Genomic DNA, 21,518 nt, shown 5'->3' on the forward strand with positions numbered 1-21,518 from the left:
CCCACCGCCCCTGGTCTTGACTCGGTTGCTACTTGATGACGGTGATCCGGTCCGCGGCCGGCGGGGCGATCGGGGCCGCCGCGGAGGACTTGTTCAGGTACGCGTTGAAGCAGTCCAGGTCGGACGCGCCGACCAGCTTGTTCTTGTGGTCCTTGAGCACGGTGAAGCCGTCGCCGCCGCCCGCGAGGAACTCGTTCATCGCGACCCGGTAGGTCTTGGCGGGGTCGATCGCCGCGCCGTTCAGCTTCACCGAGTCCACGACGACGCGGTCCGCGCCGCTCTTGGTCGAGTCCAGGGTGTAGGTGAAGCCCTTCGAGACCTGGAGGATCTTCGGGTTGGGGCCGTTGACCGGCCCGGAGACCTGCTGCTGGAGCGCGGTGATCAGCTGGGCGCCGGTCAGGTCGACCACGTTCATCATGTTGGTGAACGGCTGGACCGTGTACGACTCCCCGTACGTCACCACGCCGTCGCCCTCGCTGCCGGCGGCCTTGTAGGCCAGGTCCGCGCGGATACCGCCCGGGTTCATGAGCGCGAGTTGGGCCCCGCCCTTGTCGGCCGGCGCGAGCGCCTCCAACTGCGCGTCGGCGATCACGTCACCGAGCGGCTTCTCCGGCGCCTCCGAACCCCGGCCCGGCAGGTCCGCCGAGATGTAGCCCTCGGTGCGGTTCGCGACCGGGGCCGCCAGCGCGTTCCAGCGCTGGATCAGCTCGGTCATGTCCCCGGCCTTCGGCAGGTCGCGGCTGACGACCTTCTGGACCGGCTTGGGCGACTTGACCGGCGTACGGACGATGTCCTTGGTCTGCCGGTCGTAGGTGAGGGTGGTGTCCGTGAACAGCCGGCCGTAGGAGGCCGCCGAGGTCACCGTGCGCGGGTTGCCCGCCGGGTCGGGGATGTTGCAGGAGTACGCCTGGTGCGTGTGACCCGTCACCAGCGCGTCGACCTTCGGGTCGACGTTCTTCGCGATGTCGACGATGGCACCCGAGATGCCCGCGCCCGCGCCGGGCACGTCACAGTCGTAGTTGTACGCGCCGCTCGCGGGCAGGCCGCCCTCGTGGATCAGCGCGACGATCGACTTCACGCCCTGCTTGTTCAGCTCGTTGGCGTACTTGTTGATCGTCTCGACCTCGTCACCGAACTTGAGGCCCTTGACCCCTTCGGCGGTCACGACGTCCGGGGTGCCCTCCAGGGTCACGCCGATGAAGCCGATCTTCACGTCCCCCTTCTTCCAGATGAAGGTGGGCGACATCATCGGACGCTTGGTCTTCTCGTCCGTCACATTGGCCGCGAGGTACTGGAACTGCGATCCACCGAAGGTCTTGCCGTACTCGAAACAGCCCTCGACGGGGTGACAACCGCCGTACGCCATCCGGCGAAGCTCCGCCTTGCCCTCGTCGAACTCGTGGTTGCCGACGCTGGTGACGTCCAGCTTCAGCTTGTTCAGTGCCTCGATGGTCGGCTCGTCGTGGAACAGGCCCGACAGCATCGGACTGGCGCCGATCATGTCTCCGGCGGCGGCGGTGACGGAGTACTCGTGGCCCTTGCGGGCATCGCGCAGAGCGGTCGCCATGTACTCGACGCCACCTGCGGGTATGGCCTTGGTCGTGCCGTCGGCCTGGCGCTCGCTCACGGTGCCGGACGAGCCCTGCGGAGGCTCCAGCGTGCCGTGGAAGTCGTTGAACGACAGCATCTGCACGTCGACGGTACGGCTCTTGGCCGCGCCGCCACCACTGGCCGCACCGGCCGGCAGTGCGGCGGCGACCATCGCGCCGGCCCCGGCCGTGAGGGCCAAGGCGGAGAAGGTCAACCGGCGGGCACGACGGTGCCGTTGTGGCGTCGCTGACATTTGGTCCCCTTTGTGGACAGCGATACAACTTGGGAGGTCCGCCGAAGCCTAAGGTCAACGCGCGTAGCGTGTCAGGCCCTAATCGGTTACGGGCAGGTTGCGGTCGTACCGTGGAGTCATGACTGACGCAGCAGCGGCCTTGGAGCCGGGACGGCAGATCGACATCCTCGACGAACTGACGGAGGAACAGGCCGACGCGGTACTGGCCCTGATCGCGGACGCGGCGCGGAGCGACGGCACCACCGCCGTGTCCGAGCAGGGCCGGCTGCAACTCCGCGGCGGACGCCGCGAGGGCATCCGGCACTTCCTCCTCACCGACAAGGGCCACCTCGCCGGATACGGGCAACTGGAGGACACCGACCCGGTGGAGGCCCCCGCCGCCGAACTCGTCGTGGACCCCTCACTGCGCGGCCGCGGCCACGGCAGGGCCCTCGGCTCCGCCCTGCTCGCCGCCTCCGGCAAGCGCATCCGGGTGTGGGCGCACGGCGGCAAGTCCGCCGCCCGCCACCTCGCACAGGTACTCGGCCTGACCCTCTTCCGCGAACTGCGCCAGCTGCGCCGCCCCCTCGGCCCCGACGCGCCGCCGCTGCCCGAGGCGGTCCTGCCGCCCGGCGTCACCGTCCGCACCTTCGTCCCCGGGGCGGACGACGCGGCCTGGCTCGCGGCCAACGCCGCCGCCTTCGCCCACCACCCCGAACAGGGCACCTTGACCCAGCGGGACCTCGACGACCGGATGACGCAGCCCTGGTTCGACCCCAAGGGCTTCTTCCTCGCCGAACGCGACGGGGAACTGATCGGCTTCCACTGGACGAAGGTCCACGCCGACGAGCGGCTCGGCGAGGTCTACGTCGTCGGCGTCCGTCCCGGCGCCCAGGGCGGCGGCCTCGGCAAGGCACTCACCGCGATCGGCCTGCGCCACCTCGCCGAGGCGGGCCTGCCCACCGCCATGCTGTACGTCGACGCCGACAATCCGGCGGCCCTCGCCGTCTACGAGGGCCTCGGCTTCACCACCCACGAGGTGGACCTCATGTACCGCACGGAGAGCTGAGCCGCGCCGGCGCACGCGGTACGGTCCCCGGAGCGCACGCGGTACGGTCCCCGCCCGAGGGCCGTACCGCCCGCGCCACCCCGTACCGCCCTGCCACCCCCTACCGCCCTGCCACCCCGTACCCCGACGGAGAGCCGTACCGCCCCGGCGCACGCCTTACGGGCGGGCCCCGCGCGCCCGGGGCCCGTGCCGCACGCGGGCGGACGCCGCGGGACGCGTACGCCACCGCGCGCCGCCGACGACGACGTACTCGTGCGCCAGGCGGACCCGGGAAGCCATGCGCCATTCACCGCGCATTAAGCAGCGCTTGCCAGTCTCCCAAACATGCACCCCCGACTCCGACTGACGGCCGATCCGTCCGACGCGCCTGTCCTTCCGCTCGCGCGGAAGAATGGAGTCATGAGCCACCAGCCCAGCGCAGGCCCCGCCGAGGTCCCCGCCCAGCAGCCGTCTCACACGTCCCCCGCGGCGAAAGCGCGCATCGGCTCCATAGCCGCGCACCGCCCCCACGTCGATCTCGCGCCCGACCTCGCGCCCGACCTCGACTCCGACCCGGACGCCTACGACGGCAAGGACAGCGACGAGCTGCCCGACGGGCGGTTCCTCGACCGGGAACGCAGCTGGCTCGCCTTCAACGAGCGGGTCCTGGAGCTCGCCGAGGACCCGGCCACCCCGCTGCTGGAACGCGCGAACTTCCTCGCGATCTTCGCGAGCAACCTGGACGAGTTCTTCATGGTCCGCGTCGCCGGCCTCAAGCGCCGCATCGCGACCGGCGTCGCCACCCGATCGGCCTCCGGCCTCCAGCCCCGCGAGGTGCTGGACCAGATCTGGACCCGCTCCCGCGAGCTCATGGCCCGGCACGCCGCCTGCTACCAGCAGGACATCGCCCCCCAGCTCGCCGAGGAGGGCATACACCTCATCCGGTGGCCCGACCTCACCGAGAAGGAGCAGGCCCGCCTCTTCACCCTGTTCCGCAACCAGATCTTCCCGGTGCTCACCCCACTGGCCGTGGACCCCGCACACCCCTTCCCGTACATCTCCGGCCTCTCCCTGAACCTGGCCGTCGTCGTACGCAACCCCGTCAGCGGCCACCGCCACTTCGCGCGCGTCAAGGTCCCCCCGCTGCTCTCCCGCTTCCTGGAGGCCTCGCCGCAGCGCTACGTCCCGCTGGAGGACGTCATCGCCGCGCACCTGGAGGAGCTCTTCCCCGGCATGGAGGTGCTCGCGCACCACATGTTCCGCGTCACCCGCAACGAGGACCTCGAAGTCGAGGAGGACGACGCCGAGAACCTCCTCCAGGCCCTGGAGAAGGAACTCATGCGGCGCCGCTTCGGCCCACCCGTGCGCCTGGAGGTCGAGGAGTCCATCGACCCCGGCGTACTGGACCTCCTCGTACAGGAACTCAACGTCAGCGCCGCCGAGGTGTACCCGCTGCCCGGCCCGCTCGACCTGACCGCCCTCTTCGGGATCTCCTCCCTGGACCGGCCCGAGCTCAAGTACCCGAAGTTCATCGCCGGCACCCACCGCGACCTCGCCGAGGTGGAGTCCGCGTCCGCGCCCGACATCTTCGCGGCGCTGCGCGAGCGGGACGTCCTGCTGCACCACCCGTACGACTCCTTCTCCACCTCCGTCCAGGCCTTCCTGGAACAGGCCGCCGCCGACCCGGACGTCCTCGCGATCAAGCAGACGCTGTACCGGACCTCCGGCGACTCCCCCATAGTCGACGCCCTCATCGACGCTGCCGAGTCCGGCAAGCAGGTCCTCGTCCTCGTCGAGATCAAGGCCCGCTTCGACGAACAGGCCAACATCAAATGGGCGCGCAAGCTGGAGGAGTCCGGCTGCCACGTCGTCTACGGCCTCGTCGGCCTCAAGACCCACTGCAAGCTGTCGCTCGTCGTCCGCCAGGAAGGCGACCAACTGCGCCGGTACTCGCACGTCGGCACCGGCAACTACCACCCCAAGACCGCCCGGCTCTACGAGGACCTCGGCCTGCTCACCGCCGACCCGCAGGTCGGCGCGGACCTCTCCGACCTCTTCAACCGGCTGTCCGGGTACTCGCGGCGCGAGACCTACCGCCGGCTGCTCACCGCCCCCAAGTCGCTGCGTGACGGGCTCATCGCCCGCATCGACAAGGAGGCCGACCACCACCGGGCCGGCCGGCCCGCGTACGTCCGGCTCAAGATGAACTCCATCGTCGACGAGGCCCTCATCGACGCCCTCTACCGGGCCGCCCAGGCAGGCGTGCCCGTGGACATCTGGGTCCGCGGCATCTGCGCCGTACGACCCGGCGTCCCCGGGCTGTCGGAGAACATCCGGGTCCGCTCGATACTCGGCCGCTTCCTCGAACACTCCCGGGTCTTCGCCTTCGGCAACGGCGGCGAACCCGAGGTGTGGATCGGGAGCGCCGACATGATGCACCGCAACCTCGACCGCCGCATCGAGGCACTGGTCAGGGTCGCCGACCCGGCCCACCGCACGGCACTGGACCGGCTGCTGGAAACCGGGATGTCCGACGACACCGCCTCCTGGCACCTGGGGCCGGACGGCGAATGGACCCGGCACAGCACGGACTCCGAAGGCCAGCCGCTGCGGCACGTACAGGAGATGCTCATAGACGCCCGGAGGCGCCGGCGTGGCTCAGCCAAACCATGACCTTATGACGGGGACCGCAGCGGCAGGCGACGTGCTCGGCACGTACCTGCACTCCCAGGCCACCGCCTTCCTGCGTGCGTTGCGCCTGCACGAGGAGAGCGCGGTGGGCGGGGCCGGGCCGGCCGAGGAGGGCGATGCGGCGCGCGGCCTGCGGGGGGCCGCCCGCCGCATCGCCTCCTCCCTGGCCACCTTCCGCGGCGTGGCCGAGTCCTCCTGGGCGGACGGGCTGCGCGGCGAGCTGGTCTGGCTGTCCTCGACCCTGGCCGACGAGCACGCGTACGCCGCCCGGCTGTCACGGTTGATGGAGGCCCTGCACCGGCTCTCGGGAGCCTCCGACGTCCCCGCGCAGCGGGGCGGGGCGGAGTCCTTGACGGTCGGCTCGGCGCGGGCGGGCGCGCTGCTGGAGCGCAGGCTGACCCTGGCCCGGACACGGGCCCACTCGGCCACGCTGTCCGCGCTGGGCTCCTCCCGCTTCCACGCGCTCGCCGACGCGGTGGCGGTCCTCGCCTCGGAGGTACCGCTGGACCCGGTCGCGGCGCGGGGGCGGGTCGAGGACGTGCTCGTCCCGCTGGCGGAGGTGGCGCGCACCCGCCTGGACGCGGCGGTGGAGGCGCTGCCGCCGCGGCACTCGCCGTACTCCGCGCAGGACGACGGCGCGTGGCACGAGGTGCGGCGGCTGCTGCGGGTGCACCGGTACGCGCGGGAGACGCTGGGCGTGGAAGTGACCCGCCTGGCGGCGGCCGGCGAGGCGTTGGACCGGCACCGCGACGCCTCCGAAGCGGCGGCCGCCACGGCGACGGCGGCCCGCACCCCGCGCATCGCCCCGACGACGGCCTACGCCCTGGGCGTCCTCCACGCGGACCAACGCCACGCGGTCCAGGCGGCCCGCCACTCGTTCGTCTCCCTGGTCCCCCTCCACCCCACGCCGTCTCCCTGACGCCCCCTCCCCCGCCCCGACACCGGGGCGGGGAACCGCCTTCGGACCGCTGCCCCGGACTCCGTCCACCATCTCCACCACCGGGGCCCGCCTCCCGGGGCGTGGGGCGGGGGCCGGCTCCCGGCCGCTGCCCCGGACTCCGTCCACCATCTTCGGGCCGGGGCCCGCGCTCCTGCCGTCTCCCGGCCGTTAGGCGCGGGCGCGCGCGGCGAGGGCCGGCTTCAGGCCCCCGCGCCGGACTCCGTCCACCGGTCTCCCGCGCCGAGGCCCGCGCCCCGGCCGATGGGCGCCCGGGGCGCCATGCCGGAGCCGGGCGGGGCGCCTTACCGGAACCGAGCCGCTGCGCCGGACTCCGTCCACCGGGGCCCCGCGCCGAGGCCCGCGCCCCTGCCGGGCCCCGGCCGCTGGGCGCCCGGAGCGCCGTGCCGGATTCAGGCCGCTGGGCCCTATCCGTTGTCCTCCGGGCCAGGGCCCGCGCCCTATCCGCCCTTGCGGCCACCGGCCGATGGGCGCCGGGCGCCCTACCGGTTCGAGGCCACTGCGCCCCGACTCGGTCCGCCTTCCCCGGCCGGGGACCCGCCGCAGCCATCCTTGGGGGCGGCCACGCGGGGCTGTCCCCTACCCGCACTTCCACCGTTCCCCGGACCCGCCCCGGACCCCGACCGGCCATTCCCGGCCTTAGGGCCCGGAGGCCGGGACCCGGGGGCGCCATGCCAACCCGACCAGCCCCGCCAAATCCAGCCCCGCCGGCGTTGGCGGGGCGCAGGCCCGGGCCCTGCGCCCCGAAAAACCCGGCGCAGCCAGGCCCGCCCAGCGCAGCCGCACCGCACCGCACCCGGTCGCGCAAGCCACCTTCGCCGTCCCGGCCCCACCGGCGTTTGAGGCGCGGGGCCCGGGGACCGGCCCCCGGCAACGGCGCCGCACCCGACCCCCGGACCACCGCCCACCCCAGCCCCCACCGGCGTTCGCGGGGCGCAGGCCCGGGCCCGCCCCGAAAAGCCCGGCGCACCCAAGGCGCCCAGCGCACCGGCGCCGCACCCGGTCACGGAAACCGCCTTCGCCACCCCGGCCCGCCAAAGCCGGCCCCGCGGCGTTTGAGGCGCAGAGGCCCGGGGGCGATTTCCGGCCACCACCACCCCACCCCAACGGCCAGGACAAGGTCACGACGGCATAACGTGCGGGTAACGTCCCGTTACGTCCAACTACAAACGCGCCACCCACACCAGCCCGTCCGCCATGGTTCACCCCCCGTTAACCAACCCCCGTCGACCGCTTCACCTGTTCTGCCTAATTTCAGTACCGCAAGGTGCGAGCCGAAGCCCCGGCCCGAGTTCGAGCCGACCCCGGCCCGCACCGACCCACCTGTAGTCCTCTTCGCACGCCGCCCCGATGCAGAAAGCGGCCGGCGGCTTCTGGAAGGAACACCCGAAAGTGAAGCTTCAGCGCAAGAGCATGCTTCGTGCCTCCGCCCTCGGGGCACTCGTCGTGTCCGGCGCCCTGGTCCTCACGGCGTGCGGCTCGGACGACAACACCAAGGCCGACTCCTCGGCGAGCGGCAAGGCCTCCGCGCCCGCCGCCGGCGACATCAAGTGCGACGACGCCAAGGGCAAGCTGCTCGCCTCCGGCTCCTCCGCCCAGAAGAACGCCGTGGACCTGTGGGTCAAGGCCTACATGTCCGCCTGCTCCGGCGTCGAGGTGAACTACAAGTCGTCCTCCTCCGGTGAGGGCATCGTCGCCTTCAACCAGGGCACCATCGGCTTCGCCGGTTCGGACTCCGCGCTGAAGCCCGAGCAGGTCGAGGACTCGAAGAAGGTCTGCACCGGTGGCCAGGGCATCAACCTGCCCATGGTCGGCGGCCCCATCGCCATCGGCTTCAACGTCGCCGGCGTGGACAAGCTGAACCTCGACGCCCCGACCCTCGCCTCGATCTTCAACGACAAGATCAAGAAGTGGGACGACGAGGCGATCAAGAAGCTGAACCCGGGCGTGACGCTTCCCTCCACCGCCATCCAGGCCTTCCACCGCTCCGAGGACTCCGGCACCACCGAGAACCTCGGCAAGTACCTCAAGGCCACCGCCCCCGACGCGTGGACCTACGAGCCTTCCAAGAAGTGGCCGGCTCCGGGCGGCCAGGGCGCCTCCAACTCTTCGGGTGTCGCCTCGCAGGTGAAGGCCGTCGACGGCGCGATCGGCTACTTCGAGCTCTCCTACGCCGCCTCGCAGAACATCAAGACCGTCGACATCAACACCGGTGCCGCCGCCCCGGTGAAGGCGTCCGCCGAGAGCGCCTCCAAGGCCATCGCCGCCGCCAAGATCGCCGGGACCGGCTCCGACCTGGCGCTTAAGCTCGACTACACGACCAAGGCCGACGGTGCTTACCCGATCGTCCTGGTCACGTACGAGGTCGTCTGCGACAAGGGCAACAAGGCGGAGACCCTGCCCACCGTGAAGTCCTTCCTGAACTACACCGCCTCGGACGCCGGTCAGAAGGTCCTGTTCGAGAACGGCTACGCGCCGATCCCGGCCGAGATCAACACCAAGGTCCGCGAAGTCGTCAAGTCCCTGTCCTGATCGCGACGCGCGACTCGCCCAGGCGGGTCGCCGTACGCGCGAGCAGCGCACACGTGAGTCGCCGAACACCTGAGCCGCTGAACACGTGAGCCCCTGGGTGCGGTGTCCGGTCCCCGTCCGGACCGGACACCGCGCCCCGAGGCCCCTCCCCTCCCTGGAGGGGACCCCGGACGAGGTCCGGGGAGAATCCGGTGCACCGCCGCCAGGGGGCCCGCCCCCGTCCAGACCGGAAAGACCATGGCTTCCACCACACCCACCCCGCTCGACACGGCTCCGCCGGTCTCCACGAGCGCAGGATCCACCGGCCGCGCCGGTGACAAGATCTTCGCCGGGCTCTCCAAGGGTTCCGGCATCCTGCTCCTGGTGATCATGGCGTCGATAGCCGTCTTCCTCACCTACCGCGCCTCGATCGCGCTGTCGAAGAACGAGGGCAACTTCCTCACCACCTTCGACTGGAACGCGTCGGCCAACCCGCCCGTCTTCGGCATAGCCGTCCTGCTCTTCGGCACGGTCGTCAGCTCGATCATCGCGATGGCCATCGCGGTTCCGATCGCCGTCGGCATCGCCCTGTTCATCTCGCACTACGCGCCGCGCAAGCTGGCGACGCCCCTCGCCTACGTGGTCGACCTGCTGGCCGCCGTGCCGTCGATCATCTACGGCATCTGGGGCGCCCTCTTCCTCGTCCCGTACCTCGGCGGTCTCAACATGTGGCTCGACGAGTACATGGGCTGGACCTACGTGTTCGACAAGACCCAGGTCGGCGTCGCCCGCTCGCTCTTCACCGTGGGCATCCTGCTCGCGATCATGATCCTCCCGATCGTGACCAGCGTCAGCCGCGAGGTCTTCCTCCAGGTCCCGCGCATGAACGAGGAGGCCGCCCTGGCCCTCGGCGCGACCCGCTGGGAGGTCATCCGCATGTCGGTGCTGCCCTTCGGGCGCTCCGGCGTCATCTCCGCCTCGATGCTCGGCCTCGGCCGCGCGCTCGGCGAGACCATGGCCGTGGCCACCGTCCTCTCCCCGAGCTTCCTGATCTCCGGCCACATCCTGAACCCGGGCGGCGGGACCTTCGCGCAGAACATCGCCGCGAAGTTCGACGAGGCCAACGAGTTCGGCCGGGACGCGCTGATCGCCTCCGGTCTGGTCCTCTTCCTCCTCACCCTGCTGGTCAACGGTGGAGCACGCGTGATCATCGCCCGCCGCAAGGAGTACTCGGGGGCGAACGCCTGATGAGCCACACGATCCAGGACCAGCGGCCCGCCCGGGCCCCCAAGTCCGCCGCCCCCTCCCGGCTGACCCGCGGCGGTCTGCCCCGCTGGGCCCCGGCCGGCATCGCCGCCCTCTCGGTCGCCCTCGGCTGCGGCATCGGCGCCGCCTTCGGCCTCCAGAGCAAGATCCAGTGGGGGCTGCTCGCCGCCCTGCTCTTCGTCGCCGTCACCTACCTCGCCAGCTCGATCGTCGAGAACCGTCGCCAGGCCAAGGACCGGGTCGCGACCTCCGTCGTCTGGGTCTGCTTCCTCCTCGCGGTCATCCCGCTGCTCTCGCTGATCTGGACCACCGTCAGCCGCGGCATGAACGCCCTCGACGGCGACTTCCTCAGCCACTCGATGAACGGCATCACCAGCTTCGAGAAGGGCGGCGGCGTCTACCACGCGCTGCTCGGCACCATCGAGCAGGTCGCCTTGGCCACCGCGATCGCCGCGCCCGTCGGCCTGCTGACCGCCGTCTACCTGGTCGAGTACGGCCGGGGTTCGCTCGCCAAGGCCGTGACCTTCTTCGTCGACGTCATGACCGGCATCCCCTCCATCGTCGCGGGCCTGTTCATCCTCACGACCTGGAACCTGATGCTCGGCTTCGGCCCCTCCGGCTTCGCCGGTTCGATGGCCCTGTCGATCCTGATGATGCCCGTCGTGGTCCGCTCCACCGAGGAGATGCTCAAGCTCGTCCCGAACGAGCTGCGCGAGGCCGCCCTCGCCCTCGGCGTACCGAAGTGGCGCATGATCCTCAAGGTCGTGCTCCCCACCGCCATCGGCGGCATCGCCACCGGCGTGACGCTCGCCGTCGCCCGCATCGCCGGCGAAACCGCGCCGATCATGCTGCTGGTCTTCGGTACGCAGCTGATCAACGGCAACCCCTTCGAAGGTGCCCAGTCCTCGCTCCCCCTGTACATCTGGGAGCAGTACAAGGTCGGCAGTGAAGCCTCCTACGACCGGGCGTGGGCCGCTGCCCTCGTCCTGATCGCCTTCGTCATGATCTTGAACCTGGTGGCTCGCGGCATCGCGCGCTGGAAAGCCCCGAAGACCGGCCGCTAGGTATCGACTATGCGGCTCCGCCGCGTGTGACCGCATGAAAGAGAAGTGACCCCCTCATGGCCAAGCGAATCGACGTCAGCGGCCTCTCCGCCTTCTACGGCAACCACAAGGCCATCGACGACATCTCGATGACCGTGGAGCCGCGCTCCGTGACCGCCTTCATCGGCCCCTCCGGCTGCGGCAAGTCCACCTTCCTGCGCACCCTCAACCGCATGCACGAGGTCACCCCCGGCGGCCGCGTGGAGGGCAAGGTCCTGCTGGACGACGAGAACCTGTACGGCCCGGGCGTCGACCCGGTCGCCGTCCGCCGCACCGTCGGCATGGTGTTCCAGCGCCCGAACCCCTTCCCCACCATGTCGATCTTCGACAACGTGGCCGCGGGCCTGCGCCTGAACGGCAGCTACAAGAAGTCCGAGCTGGCGGGAATCGTGGAGCGGTCCCTCCAGGGCGCCAACCTCTGGAACGAGGTCAAGGACCGCCTGAACAAGCCCGGCTCCGGCCTCTCCGGCGGCCAGCAGCAGCGCCTGTGCATCGCCCGCGCCATCGCGGTCGAGCCCCAGGTCCTGCTGATGGACGAGCCGTGCTCCGCGCTCGACCCGATCTCCACCCTCGCCATCGAGGACCTGATCGGCGAGCTCAAGGAGCGCTTCACGATCGTCATCGTGACGCACAACATGCAGCAGGCGGCCCGCGTCTCGGACCGCACCGCCTTCTTCAACCTCGCCGCGGTCGGCCGGCCCGGCAAGCTCGTCGAGATCGACGACACGGACCGGATCTTCTCCAACCCGTCCGTCCAGGCCACCGAGGACTACATCTCGGGCCGCTTCGGCTAAGCCCCGACCCCCGCGGATGTACTGAACGTCCTGCGGTGCTGCATGGCGGTGCCACCGCAAGGCGAAGGGCCGGCTCCCCCTGGGTGGGTGGAGCCGGCCCGCTTTCGTACCGTCGTCCTACGTCGCTTCGTACGACCGCTTTCGTACCGGGCGTCAGCCGACGAAGGCCAGGTCCACGATCCAGAAGCACAGCGCGGCGACCATGGCCGCCGCCGGCATGGTGATGAACCAGCCGAGGATGATGTTCTTGGCGACGCCCCAGCGGACCGCGTTGACCCGCTTGGTCGCGCCCACACCCATGATCGCCGAGGTGATCACGTGCGTGGTGGAGATGGGCGCCTGGTACAGGTAGGAAGCCGTGTACATGATCGACGCGCCGGTCGTCTCGGCGGCGAAGCCCTGCGGCGGGTCCAGCTCGATGATCTTGCGGCCGAGCGTGCGCATGATGCGCCAGCCACCCGCGTACGTACCGAGCGACAGCATCAGGGCGCACGCGAACTTGACCCACACCGGGATCGGATCGTTGGCCGACTCCACATCGGCGATGACCAGCGCCATGACCACGACGCCCATGGTCTTCTGCGCGTCCTGCAGACCATGGCCGAGGGCCATGGCGGCGGCCGAGACGGTCTGTGCGATCCGGAAGCCGCGCTTGGCCTTGTGCGGGTTGGACCGACGGAACATCCACATGATCGCGACCATCACCAGGTAGCCCACGATGAGGCCGACGACGGGCGACAGGAACATCGGGATGACGACCTTGTCCAGCACCCCGCTCCAGATGACGCCGATCCCGCCCGCGAGCGCCGCTCCCACCATGCCGCCGAAGAGGGCGTGGGAGGAGGAGGACGGCAGGCCGAAGTACCAGGTGACCAGGTTCCAGACGATCGCCCCGACCAGCGCGGAGAACAGGATCCACATGCCGCGGTTGCCCTGCGGCGTCTCGATCAGTCCCTTGCTGACCGTCTTGGCCACGCCGCTGCCGAGGAAGGCACCGGCCAGGTTCATCACGGCGGCCATGGCGAGAGCGGCACGCGGAGTCAGCGCCCGCGTCGAGACCGAGGTCGCGATGGCGTTCGCCGAGTCGTGGAAGCCGTTGGTGTACGTGAAGCCGAGCGCGACACCGATGGTCACGATCAGCGCGAAGGTGTCCACGAGGTTCAGGACTCCTTGACCGCGATGGTCTCCACCGTGTTCGCGACGTGCTCGAACGCGTCGGCGGCCTCTTCCAGCACGTCGACGATCTGCTTGAGCTTCAGCACCTCGATGGCGTCGTACTTGCCGTTGAAGAGCTGGGCGAGCAGCTTGCGGTGGATCTGGTCGGCCTGGTTCTCGAGGCGGTTGACCTCGATCCAGTACTCGGTCAGGTTGGTCATGGTCCGCAGGTGCGGCATGGCCTCGGCGGTCAGCTCGGCCGCCCGCGCCAGTACCTCGATCTGCTGCTCGACGCCCTTGGGCAGTTCCTCCACGTTGTAGAGGACGACCAGGTCGACCGCCTCTTCCATGAAGTCCATGATGTCGTCGAGACAGGACGCCAGACTGTAGATGTCCTCGCGGTCGAACGGCGTGATGAAGGAGGAGTTCAGCTGGTGGAAGATCGCGTGGGTGGCGTCGTCCCCCGCGTGCTCCGCAGCCCGCATCCGCTCCGCGATCTCGGCCCGGGCGGCGGTGTCCGCTCCGAGCAGTTCCATCAGGAGTTTCGAGCCCGTGACGATGTTGTCCGCGGATGCGGCGAACATGTCGTAGAAGCTCGTCTCCCTGGGGGTCAGACGAAATCGCACGTGGGGTCCTCGGGGTGCATTGGATTCGGTCAGGCTGATGCTAGGCGCATCCCCCGGTCACGGCTAACCGGCGGTTCCCCAGTGTCCTCCATCAGGCAGAGTGGGGAGCACGGACCCCCGCCCCCTCGGGCGCGGCCCAGTACCCTATACCCATGAGGGGTATACATCCCAGGTATACATCCCTCGTCCGGACCACGGGAGGACGCATGACGACCATCGAGGCGGAAGGCCCCGGAGCCGGCGGGGCCGCCGCGGCGCCCGTCCACGGCTACCACCACCAGAAGGACGAGCACCTCAAGCGGCTGCGCCGGATCGAGGGCCAGATCCGCGGTCTCCAGCGCCTGGTCGACGAGGACGTCTACTGCATCGACATACTCACGCAGGTCTCGGCGAGCACGAAGGCGCTCCAGTCCTTCGCGCTCCAGCTGCTGGAGGAACACCTGCGGCATTGCGTCGCGGACGCCGCCGTCAAGGGCGGGACCGAGATCGACGCCAAGGTCGAGGAAGCGACGAAGGCGATCGCCCGGCTCCTTCGGACCTGAGCGCCCCCGAGAACCCCGCGCACGAGCACCCACCCCCGACACCCAGCCAGGACACCAGCCCCGGGCCCGGCGGCCGACCGCCGCCGCGGCCGTCCCACGACCACGTCCCCGCCCGGTTTCCGAGGCTCAGGGCGCGATGCCCATCAGCACTTCGTCGATGCGGTCCTGGCTCAGCCGGTCCTCGGCAGCCGCCGAGGCCGCGATGATCAGTTCACCGCACAACTCGATCTCGGCGAGCGCCACGTGGTCCTGCACCGTCGTACCGCACACGGGAGTCACGCGTGTCACCTCTCTCTGCCGGTCTCTTGCCGCCCGGCTTCCCAGCGTAGGGAGCGCACCTCGCGGTGCGCATGACACGGATGGACCATTTCCGGATACCGGGCCATGGCCCGATCGCGGGGTCCCAGACGCGAAGCCCGACTATCCGGCGATCTTTCCGGCGTAAATGTCCCCGCTTGGCGGCAATGTGACGGTCACCGGAGTCCCGAAGCCGTACAGCAGCGTGGTCGACGCCACATCGATCACGCCATTGTTGACGTAGCTGAACCGGTGCCGGACCTTGCGCAGCCGCCCCTCCATGTCCAGGTACGCGTCGAAGGGGACCGTGTCCTTGCTGAACCCTTTCGCCGCCGCCTCCAGCGCTCCCCTGACCCCCGGCGAGGCGCTCCGCGCGGCCCGCCCGATGTCGGTGGTGCCCTGGTAGTGCCGCACCTTGGTACCCGCCAGGTCGGTCTCGCCGACGTACGTGACCTGCTGCGCACCCCGCAGCAGTTCGGCGGCGGCCAACGGGTCGGTGGCGCCGCCCGTGACCAGGTTCCCGTCCGCGAGGGTCGTCGTGTCCACACGGACCCACTTGTCGGCGGGGACGCCCGCGCCGCGGTTCTTCATGTAGAGCGCGCCGGGAACGAGGAGCTCGGTGATGGGTCTGTGCTCCGCCTTGCCGGTCACATCGGCCGGGAGCATCACCAGGAGCTGGCCCATCCGGCTCTTGAAGTCGACGCCGCCCTCGCCGCGGATGGTGACCCGGGTTCCGCCGGTCGCCATCTCCATCGCCGTACGGGCCTGCGCGCTGCCCGCGCCGATGAGCGCGTCGGCGGCGCCGCGGACCACCGCGGCCGGGTCCTGCGGGGGCCGGTCGTCGCCGCTCGCCGGGCCGCCGCAGCCGCTCGCCAGGGCCACGGTCACCGCGACGCCGACGGCAAGCACCGCCCCACCCGCACGCCCTCGTCGCCGCCTGTGCTGGTGCACCACCATCGCCTGCCAACCCCCAACGCGTGCCCGCTGTTTGCCCGAGGCCCCACCCGTTCCGTTTAACGAGGTCGGGGGTTTCCCGTCACGGGCGGCGGCGGTTCCGGGGCAGGGCCGCTCCGGGTACCGTGGTGGCGTGGATACGCACACCCAAGCGAGCGTGTTACCTCCGCTTACCGCTGTGCCGCTGCCCCGTGACCCGGGTGAGCCCGCACACACCACCAGCACCGCCGAACGCGGGGCGTTCTGCCTGGCCGTCTGCACCTGCGGCTGGACCGGCCCGGCCCGCCGCTCCAGAGACCTGGCCCGCAGGGACGCCACCCGGCACTCGGCGGGGTAGCCGGGCGCATCGCCCGTTCGGACGGCCCGGCTGGCCGGGTCGCCCGCCACCGGGTGCCCTTGACTCATGCCACGACCTCGACGGGGACCCCGACTCGCGGCGCTCGTCTGGGCCGTGTCGCTCGTCGCCCTCACCCCGGCCGCGGCCTGGGCCCGCCCGGCGGGCTCCGCCGACGGCCCGGCCGACGTGGCCTTGGCCATCGGCCTCACGACGGCCGCGGCGGTGGCCACGGGCCTCTGGCTCCGCTCCCGCTACCGCCGCGACGACCCGAACGACGACTGACCCAACCCCACCGGCCCCCCAACCCCACCGGACCACCCGCCCCGCGGGCCAAACCCAGCCCCGCCGCCGTTTGAGGCGCGGGGGGGGGCGGTTCAGCCGCACCGGCGTTTGAGGCACGGGGCCCTGGCAAATCCAGCCCCGCCGGCGTTTGAGGCACGGGCCCGGGGCGGAGCCCCGGAAAGCCCGGCGCAGCCGGGGCCGCTCCGCGCAACGCCGCCGCACCCAACCCACGCCACCCCCCGGCGGCCCGTCCAGCCCACACCGGCCAAACCCACCCCCGCCGGCGCTCAAGCCGCAGGCCAAACCCACCCCCGCCGGCCCTAAAGCCGCAGGCCAAATGCAGCCCCGCCGGCGTTTGAGGCGCGGGGCCCGGGGCGGAGCCCCGGAAAGCCCGGCGCAGCCGGGGCCGCTCCGCGCAACGCCGCCGCACCCAACCCACCGCCCGCGCCGCACACCGGCGACCCGCACCCGCACCGGCACCCGCACCCCCAACCGCCCGGCCAGGGCCTACGCCGCGAGGTCCTTCTCCCCGGCCCCCGCCTCAACCCCGGCACCCAACACCGGCCGCGCCACAACGGCCCCCCGCCCCTGCCCCCGCATCACCCGCACCACCGGCCCCAACACCGCCATCGCCAACGGCGCCGGCACCAACACCACCGCCGTACCCAACGCCAGCCCGCCCACCACGTCCGTCGGGTAGTGCACGCCCATGTACACCCGGCACAGCCCTTCCAGCAGCGCCAGCCCGACCCCGATCAGCCCGAGCCGCCGGTTCGCGACGAAGATCCCCACACCGAGCGCCATCGCCAGCGTCGCGTGATCGCTGACGAACGAGAACCCCGACCCGTCGAACCCGTGCCCCGCCCCGCCGCCCACCACTTCCAGCCCCTCGTGCTGGAGATACGGGCGCGGCCGCCCCACGAGCCCGCGCAGCGGCACGTTCACCAGCAGTGCGATCCCGGCCGCCAGCGGCGCCCACACCAGCGCGGCGAACGACTCGCCCGCGCTCGCCTCGTCCTGCCCCCGCACCCCGCGCCAACACCACAGCACGAGCAGGACCAGCGCCAGCGGAATCCCGTAGTCGCCGATGACGCTCACCGCGCGGTCGATCCAGTCCGGCGCGCGCCGGGCCAGGCCGTTGATCTCGTACAGCAGGCTTACATCCACATTCGGCCCACCGGTCGTGAGTCCAGCCATGGTGATGCGGTCCCTTGCCCTTGCCTAGGTCCGTGCGGACGCACCCGGCGCACGCTCCGTCAACCCCCGCCGATCAGCTCCTGTGCCCATGGAACGCCCGTGGTGGCACGTACGTTCCACTCTCCACGGGATGATCACTCCAACGTTATCCAAGAGTGACTGATCATCGCAGCTCAGGGCCCATGCTTAACGCTCCGTCACAAGGCTTGCGCGGGGGCCGCCGTGCGCTCCGGAAGAGCTTCCGCGCCGTCCTTCGTGACCCTGGTCGCACCGAAGTAGTCGGGGGTGTCGATCTTGTCGAAACGAATCACCGCACCCGTGTAGGGAGCGTTGATCATGTAGCCCCCGCCCACGTAGATGCCGACGTGCCGAATGTCCCGAGAGTTCGTCAGATCGTCGGAGAAGAAGACCAGATCACCGGGGAGCAATTCCTGCCGCGAAGGATGCGGCCCGGCGTTGTACTGGTCGTTCGCGACGCGCGGCAGCTCCACACCCACCGACTCGTACGCCGCCTTGGTCAACCCCGAGCAGTCGAACCGCCCGTCCTGGTCGGGCGTTCCGTTGCCGCCCCACAGATACGGGGTCCCCAGCTGCTTCTGCGCGAAGTACAACGCCCCGGCGGCCTGTTGCGAGGGCGAGACCCGGCCGAGCGGCCGCTCGAAGCTCTTGGCCAGGGTGGTAATCGTCTTTACGTACCCCTGCGTTTCCTTGTACGGCGGCACCCCGCCGTACTTGATGACCGCGTACGAGCCCGCGTTGTACGCCGCGAGCATGTTCCCGGTCGCGTCACCGCCCACCCCCGCCACGTCCTTGGCGAGCTCACAGTCGTACGAAGCCGCCGAAGGGATGGCGTCGTTGGGGTCCCAGATGTCGCGGTCACCGTCACCGTCGCCGTCCACCCCGTGCCCGGCCCACGTCCCCGGGATGAACTGCGCGATCCCCCGCGCGTCCGCCGGACTGACGGCATTGGGGTTCCAGCCGCTCTCCGAGTACAACTGGGCGGCCAACAGCGCCGGGCTGATCGCCGGGCACAAGGTGCCCCATTTCTGCACCAGCGACTGGTACTTCCCCGGTACGGCGCCCTTCGCGAGCCCCAACGCCCTGCCGCCCGCACCCGCGCCCACCAGGCCCGCCGCCGCGGAGTACGTCCCCACGACGAGCAGCACGAGGAAGCTCAGGGCCACTGCGATTCCGATCCCGCCTACCATCCAGAATCTGCGCACCCGTCAACCCTCCCCCACCCCGCGCCATTCTGACGGGTCATTCCCGTCTCCCGCGCCGACAACCCGACTAACCCACCCGGAAGCCGGAACAGGCGACGCCCCCGTACCGGTTCGGACCGTCCCCGACGCCGGAGAACACCACCCTCCAGTCTCCGGGGTCGTCGACAAACGGAAAAGCCTTACGGGCCCTCTCGGCCAAGTGCTCGGCGAAATCGTCCGAAACCGGCGCACGCCTCGGCCCGCGCCCGGAACGGGGCATGGCCTTCCGCGTCCCCGCCGGTGCGTCCCTCCACCCGGCGGCACCCTTACCCGGCCACCCCTACCCGGCCACCCCTACCCCTACCTCGGCGCGACGAACAGGCTCTGCGCGCCCCGCCCGATGGGCCCCTTCTCGTCGTGCAGTCGCGCGTCGGCGAGGCCGATCCCGGCCGCGTCCACGCTCGTACGGGCTTCCACGCACGTCCACTCACCCACCGGGTGGCGGTGCAAATGCACGGTGAGGTCGCCGTTGACGAACACGTACCGGCCGAAGTCCAGCACCGCGCTGATGCCGTTGCCCGAGTCGGCGGCGATCAGCACCCGGTCCAGCGGGCGGGCCTCCTCCCCCACGATCAGCGGCACCCTCATGCGCATCCAGCAGGTGCCCGGGCCCGGCTCGGCGAACGCCCCGGCGGCGAAACGGGTCTCCATGGCCGTGTGGTAACCGGTCTCCCACGGCAGCTCGAAGGGCGTTTCCGCCACCTCGCCCGGCGAAGGCAGCTCCGGCCCCGGCGCCACCGCCGGCACCGTTTCCCGATCGACCCGGATGCGCAGTGCCCGCGCGAGCATCACCGGCGCGGCCCCCGTCGGAGCGAGGGCGGCCTCCACCACCTCGGTACCGCGGCCTGCGCGCAGCACGCTGGTGGTGATCTCCAGCTCGCCGATCGGCACCGGCCGCAGGATCTCGTACGTGATCCGCGCGATCCGCATGTCCGCGCGTGCGCCGGCCCGCTCCTCGACGGCCCGCCCGAGCAGCGCGGCCGGCGGCCCCGCGTGCTGGGAGCGCTCGTCCCACGGCCCGCGCGTGTAGGCGGTGGCCAGGAAGCGCCCCGCGTCGACCCGCTCGAAGAACCCTTCAACAGCACCCATGCCCCGCACGCTACCCAGTGGTAACCCCGGGCACCACCCCCTCACCGCACACGAGCGGGGGCCAGGGCCGCCGGCATCCGCGACGGGCGACAATGGACGGGTGTCGACCAACCCCGCCCCCGCTCTGCACGCCGACTGCGCCAACTGCTTCGCGCTGTGCTGCGTCGCCCTCCCCTTCGCCAAGTCCACCGACTTCGCCGTAGACAAGGCCGCCGGGACCCCCTGCGCGAACCTCAAGCGGGACTTCCGCTGCGGCATCCACACCGGCTTGCGCGACAAGGGCTTCCAGGGGTGCACGGTCTTCGACTGCTTCGGCGCCGGCCAGCAGGTCTCCCAGGTCACCTTCGGCGGCCGCGACTGGCGCACCCACCCCGGCACCGCGCGGCAGATGTTCGAGGTCTTCCCCGTGATGCGGCAACTGCACGAGCTGCTCCACTACCTCACCGAAGCCCTCACCCTCCCCGCGGCGGCCCCGATCCACGAGGACCTGCGCGCGGCGCTCGCCACGACCACCGAGGCGACCCGGGCGGACGCCGACACCCTGGCCCCGTTCGATGTCGGCTCCCTGCGCCAGGAGATCAACGCCCTCCTCCTGAAGACGAGCGAACTGGTCCGCGCCACGGCACCCGGCCGCAAGAGGAAGAACCACCGCGGCGCCGACCTGATGGGCGCCCGCCTCGCGGGCGCGGACCTGCGCGGAGCCAACCTGCGCGGCGCCTACCTGATCGCCGCCGACCTCTCCGGCGCCGACCTGCGCACGGCCGACCTCATCGGCGCGGACTTCCGCGACGCCAACCTCCGCGGCGCCGACCTGCGCGAGGCCCTCTTCCTCACCCAGCCCCAGCTCAACGCCGCCCACGGCTCGCCCGCCACCCGCATCCCCACATCCCTGACCCGCCCCTCCCACTGGGCCTGAGCCGGCCCCACCCCTCCGCGCCGCGGCCGGCGCCTCAACGCGCACCGCCACACGACACCCGCCCCCACTGCGCCGAACGGCCGCCACTCGATCGGCCCGCCGCACGGCGGGACGGCAATCATTGCCCGACGTCACCCACCGTGATACACAGAGTGACCATACGTTCTTCCGTATACACACCACCTCCGCCCAGGTCAGGGCAACGAGGCGGGGGCCGGCCCGGGAGATCGGGTAAAGAGAGCCGTCAAGTCGACGACGAGGGCGGTTTCATCAGCGAAGATAGTGCGTAACCCCTGCCGTCGGGCAGGGACTACCGGAACTACCCATACTGGGGCGGTGAGTTACATGATCCTGGCAGCCGAAAAGGGCGACATCACCACCATCATCGGCGGAATCGCCCCGAACTGGGGGCCGTTCGGCAGTCTCGGCAACGAAGCGAAGGTCATGGTCGAGGTGGTCATGGCCGTCGCGATCCTCCTCTGCCTCGGCATCGCCATCTGGGGCGCCGCCAAACAGCGCATCGGCGCGACCGCCCTGCGCGACACGTTCAGCGCGGAACAGGGCAAGGGCCTGATCGTGGCCGGACTCACGGGCGTCTTCATCATCGGCTCGCTGGGCACCCTCTTCACGATCGTCTACGGAATGGCCGTCTAACCATGCCGCCCGCC

Annotated in this window: 20 protein-coding genes; 12 read left to right on the top strand and 8 right to left on the bottom strand. The window is 71.0% G+C overall.

Annotated features, from left to right (window positions below):
* Window positions 1-28: 28 nt before the first annotated feature.
* Entirely contained in the window at window positions 29-1,843 is a 1,815-nt protein-coding gene (locus ACV7NM_RS15380; RefSeq protein ID WP_463410815.1) for a bifunctional metallophosphatase/5'-nucleotidase, read from the bottom strand.
* Between the two features lie 118 nt (window positions 1,844-1,961).
* Between ACV7NM_RS15380 and mshD the strand changes: the two genes are divergently transcribed.
* The 7 genes from mshD to pstB all read left to right on the top strand — a co-directional run bounded on the left by mshD (window position 1,962) and on the right by pstB (window position 12,193).
* Window positions 1,962-2,891, top strand: a complete 930-nt coding sequence (gene mshD / locus ACV7NM_RS15385) for a mycothiol synthase (RefSeq protein ID WP_463410816.1) — start codon at window positions 1,962-1,964, stop codon at window positions 2,889-2,891.
* 399 nt (window positions 2,892-3,290) lie between these two features.
* Complete coding sequence (locus tag ACV7NM_RS15390) at window positions 3,291-5,543, top strand: RNA degradosome polyphosphate kinase (protein WP_463410817.1); 2,253 nt, start codon at window positions 3,291-3,293, stop codon at window positions 5,541-5,543.
* A 4-nt stretch (window positions 5,544-5,547) separates the two neighbouring features.
* Window positions 5,548-6,480, top strand: a complete 933-nt coding sequence (locus ACV7NM_RS15395) for a CHAD domain-containing protein (RefSeq protein ID WP_463410818.1) — start codon at window positions 5,548-5,550, stop codon at window positions 6,478-6,480.
* A gap of 1,431 nt (window positions 6,481-7,911) precedes the next feature.
* Window positions 7,912-9,051 (top strand): phosphate ABC transporter substrate-binding protein PstS, encoded by a 1,140-nt coding sequence (gene pstS / locus ACV7NM_RS15400; protein WP_463410819.1) that lies wholly within the window; start codon window positions 7,912-7,914, stop codon window positions 9,049-9,051.
* Window positions 9,052-9,288: 237 nt separating this feature from the next.
* Complete coding sequence (gene pstC, locus ACV7NM_RS15405) at window positions 9,289-10,278, top strand: phosphate ABC transporter permease subunit PstC (RefSeq protein ID WP_463410820.1); 990 nt, start codon at window positions 9,289-9,291, stop codon at window positions 10,276-10,278.
* Entirely contained in the window at window positions 10,278-11,360 is a 1,083-nt protein-coding gene (pstA, locus tag ACV7NM_RS15410) for a phosphate ABC transporter permease PstA (RefSeq protein WP_463410821.1), read from the top strand. The genes pstC and pstA overlap by 1 nt, the downstream gene beginning before the upstream one ends.
* A 56-nt stretch (window positions 11,361-11,416) precedes the next feature.
* Entirely contained in the window at window positions 11,417-12,193 is a 777-nt protein-coding gene (gene pstB, locus ACV7NM_RS15415) for a phosphate ABC transporter ATP-binding protein PstB (protein ID WP_463410822.1), read from the top strand.
* A gap of 153 nt (window positions 12,194-12,346) precedes the next feature.
* On the opposite strand, the gene ACV7NM_RS15420 is transcribed toward pstB, so the two are convergent.
* Together ACV7NM_RS15420 and ACV7NM_RS15425 are read right to left on the bottom strand one after the other, a co-directional pair.
* Window positions 12,347-13,348 (bottom strand): anion permease, encoded by a 1,002-nt coding sequence (locus ACV7NM_RS15420; protein WP_463410823.1) that lies wholly within the window; start codon window positions 13,346-13,348, stop codon window positions 12,347-12,349.
* Window positions 13,349-13,353: 5 nt separating this feature from the next.
* Window positions 13,354-13,974, bottom strand: coding sequence for a DUF47 domain-containing protein (locus ACV7NM_RS15425; protein WP_136213688.1), 621 nt, complete (start codon window positions 13,972-13,974; stop codon window positions 13,354-13,356).
* 206 nt (window positions 13,975-14,180) lie between these two features.
* Between ACV7NM_RS15425 and ACV7NM_RS15430 the strand changes: the two genes are divergently transcribed.
* Window positions 14,181-14,516 (top strand): metal-sensitive transcriptional regulator, encoded by a 336-nt coding sequence (locus ACV7NM_RS15430; RefSeq protein ID WP_463410824.1) that lies wholly within the window; start codon window positions 14,181-14,183, stop codon window positions 14,514-14,516.
* A gap of 126 nt (window positions 14,517-14,642) precedes the next feature.
* Here the strand turns inward: ACV7NM_RS15430 and ACV7NM_RS15435 are convergent, their stop codons facing one another.
* Together ACV7NM_RS15435 and ACV7NM_RS15440 are read right to left on the bottom strand one after the other, a co-directional pair.
* Window positions 14,643-14,795, bottom strand: a complete 153-nt coding sequence (locus ACV7NM_RS15435; protein WP_389663623.1) for a hypothetical protein — start codon at window positions 14,793-14,795, stop codon at window positions 14,643-14,645.
* A gap of 141 nt (window positions 14,796-14,936) precedes the next feature.
* Complete coding sequence (locus ACV7NM_RS15440; protein WP_463410825.1) at window positions 14,937-15,770, bottom strand: SCO4651 family lipoprotein; 834 nt, start codon at window positions 15,768-15,770, stop codon at window positions 14,937-14,939.
* A gap of 175 nt (window positions 15,771-15,945) precedes the next feature.
* Here ACV7NM_RS15440 and ACV7NM_RS15445 point away from each other — a divergent pair, with 175 nt between their 5' ends.
* Both ACV7NM_RS15445 and ACV7NM_RS15450 read left to right on the top strand, forming a co-directional pair.
* Entirely contained in the window at window positions 15,946-16,104 is a 159-nt protein-coding gene (locus ACV7NM_RS15445; protein WP_463410826.1) for a hypothetical protein, read from the top strand.
* Between the two features lie 66 nt (window positions 16,105-16,170).
* Complete coding sequence (locus ACV7NM_RS15450) at window positions 16,171-16,386, top strand: hypothetical protein (RefSeq protein WP_463410827.1); 216 nt, start codon at window positions 16,171-16,173, stop codon at window positions 16,384-16,386.
* A gap of 507 nt (window positions 16,387-16,893) precedes the next feature.
* On the opposite strand, the gene ACV7NM_RS15455 is transcribed toward ACV7NM_RS15450, so the two are convergent.
* The 3 genes from ACV7NM_RS15455 to ACV7NM_RS15465 all read right to left on the bottom strand — a co-directional run bounded on the left by ACV7NM_RS15455 (window position 16,894) and on the right by ACV7NM_RS15465 (window position 19,934).
* Window positions 16,894-17,583: a phosphatase PAP2 family protein gene (locus tag ACV7NM_RS15455; RefSeq protein ID WP_463410828.1), complete on the bottom strand. Its 690-nt coding sequence runs from the start codon at window positions 17,581-17,583 to the stop codon at window positions 16,894-16,896.
* A 197-nt stretch (window positions 17,584-17,780) separates the two neighbouring features.
* Window positions 17,781-18,791: a C40 family peptidase gene (locus ACV7NM_RS15460; protein WP_463413952.1), complete on the bottom strand. Its 1,011-nt coding sequence runs from the start codon at window positions 18,789-18,791 to the stop codon at window positions 17,781-17,783.
* Between the two features lie 354 nt (window positions 18,792-19,145).
* Entirely contained in the window at window positions 19,146-19,934 is a 789-nt protein-coding gene (locus tag ACV7NM_RS15465) for a thioesterase family protein (protein ID WP_463410829.1), read from the bottom strand.
* 100 nt (window positions 19,935-20,034) lie between these two features.
* On the opposite strand from ACV7NM_RS15465, the gene ACV7NM_RS15470 reads away from it, so the two are divergent.
* Both ACV7NM_RS15470 and ACV7NM_RS15475 read left to right on the top strand, forming a co-directional pair.
* Window positions 20,035-20,850: a pentapeptide repeat-containing protein gene (locus ACV7NM_RS15470; RefSeq protein WP_463410830.1), complete on the top strand. Its 816-nt coding sequence runs from the start codon at window positions 20,035-20,037 to the stop codon at window positions 20,848-20,850.
* Window positions 20,851-21,195: 345 nt separating this feature from the next.
* Window positions 21,196-21,504, top strand: a complete 309-nt coding sequence (locus ACV7NM_RS15475; protein ID WP_136213834.1) for a hypothetical protein — start codon at window positions 21,196-21,198, stop codon at window positions 21,502-21,504.
* Window positions 21,505-21,518 lie beyond the last annotated feature (14 nt).

It is taken from the genome of Streptomyces sp. Tek67B01, from assembly GCF_055231995.1.

Coding starts and splice junctions, on each gene's coding strand:
- ACV7NM_RS15380 (WP_463410815.1), bottom strand. CDS start 1,843: ATGTCAGCGACGCCACAACGGCACCGTCGTGCCCGCCGGTTGACCTTC.
- mshD (WP_463410816.1), top strand. CDS start 1,962: ATGACTGACGCAGCAGCGGCCTTGGAGCCGGGACGGCAGATCGACATC.
- ACV7NM_RS15390 (WP_463410817.1), top strand. CDS start 3,291: ATGAGCCACCAGCCCAGCGCAGGCCCCGCCGAGGTCCCCGCCCAGCAG.
- ACV7NM_RS15395 (WP_463410818.1), top strand. CDS start 5,548: ATGACGGGGACCGCAGCGGCAGGCGACGTGCTCGGCACGTACCTGCAC.
- pstC (WP_463410820.1), top strand. CDS start 9,289: ATGGCTTCCACCACACCCACCCCGCTCGACACGGCTCCGCCGGTCTCC.
- pstA (WP_463410821.1), top strand. CDS start 10,278: ATGAGCCACACGATCCAGGACCAGCGGCCCGCCCGGGCCCCCAAGTCC.
- pstB (WP_463410822.1), top strand. CDS start 11,417: ATGGCCAAGCGAATCGACGTCAGCGGCCTCTCCGCCTTCTACGGCAAC.
- ACV7NM_RS15430 (WP_463410824.1), top strand. CDS start 14,181: ATGACGACCATCGAGGCGGAAGGCCCCGGAGCCGGCGGGGCCGCCGCG.
- ACV7NM_RS15440 (WP_463410825.1), bottom strand. CDS start 15,770: ATGGTGGTGCACCAGCACAGGCGGCGACGAGGGCGTGCGGGTGGGGCG.
- ACV7NM_RS15450 (WP_463410827.1), top strand. CDS start 16,171: ATGCCACGACCTCGACGGGGACCCCGACTCGCGGCGCTCGTCTGGGCC.
- ACV7NM_RS15455 (WP_463410828.1), bottom strand. CDS start 17,583: ATGGCTGGACTCACGACCGGTGGGCCGAATGTGGATGTAAGCCTGCTG.
- ACV7NM_RS15460 (WP_463413952.1), bottom strand. CDS start 18,791: ATGGTAGGCGGGATCGGAATCGCAGTGGCCCTGAGCTTCCTCGTGCTG.
- ACV7NM_RS15465 (WP_463410829.1), bottom strand. CDS start 19,934: ATGGGTGCTGTTGAAGGGTTCTTCGAGCGGGTCGACGCGGGGCGCTTC.
- ACV7NM_RS15475 (WP_136213834.1), top strand. CDS start 21,196: ATGATCCTGGCAGCCGAAAAGGGCGACATCACCACCATCATCGGCGGA.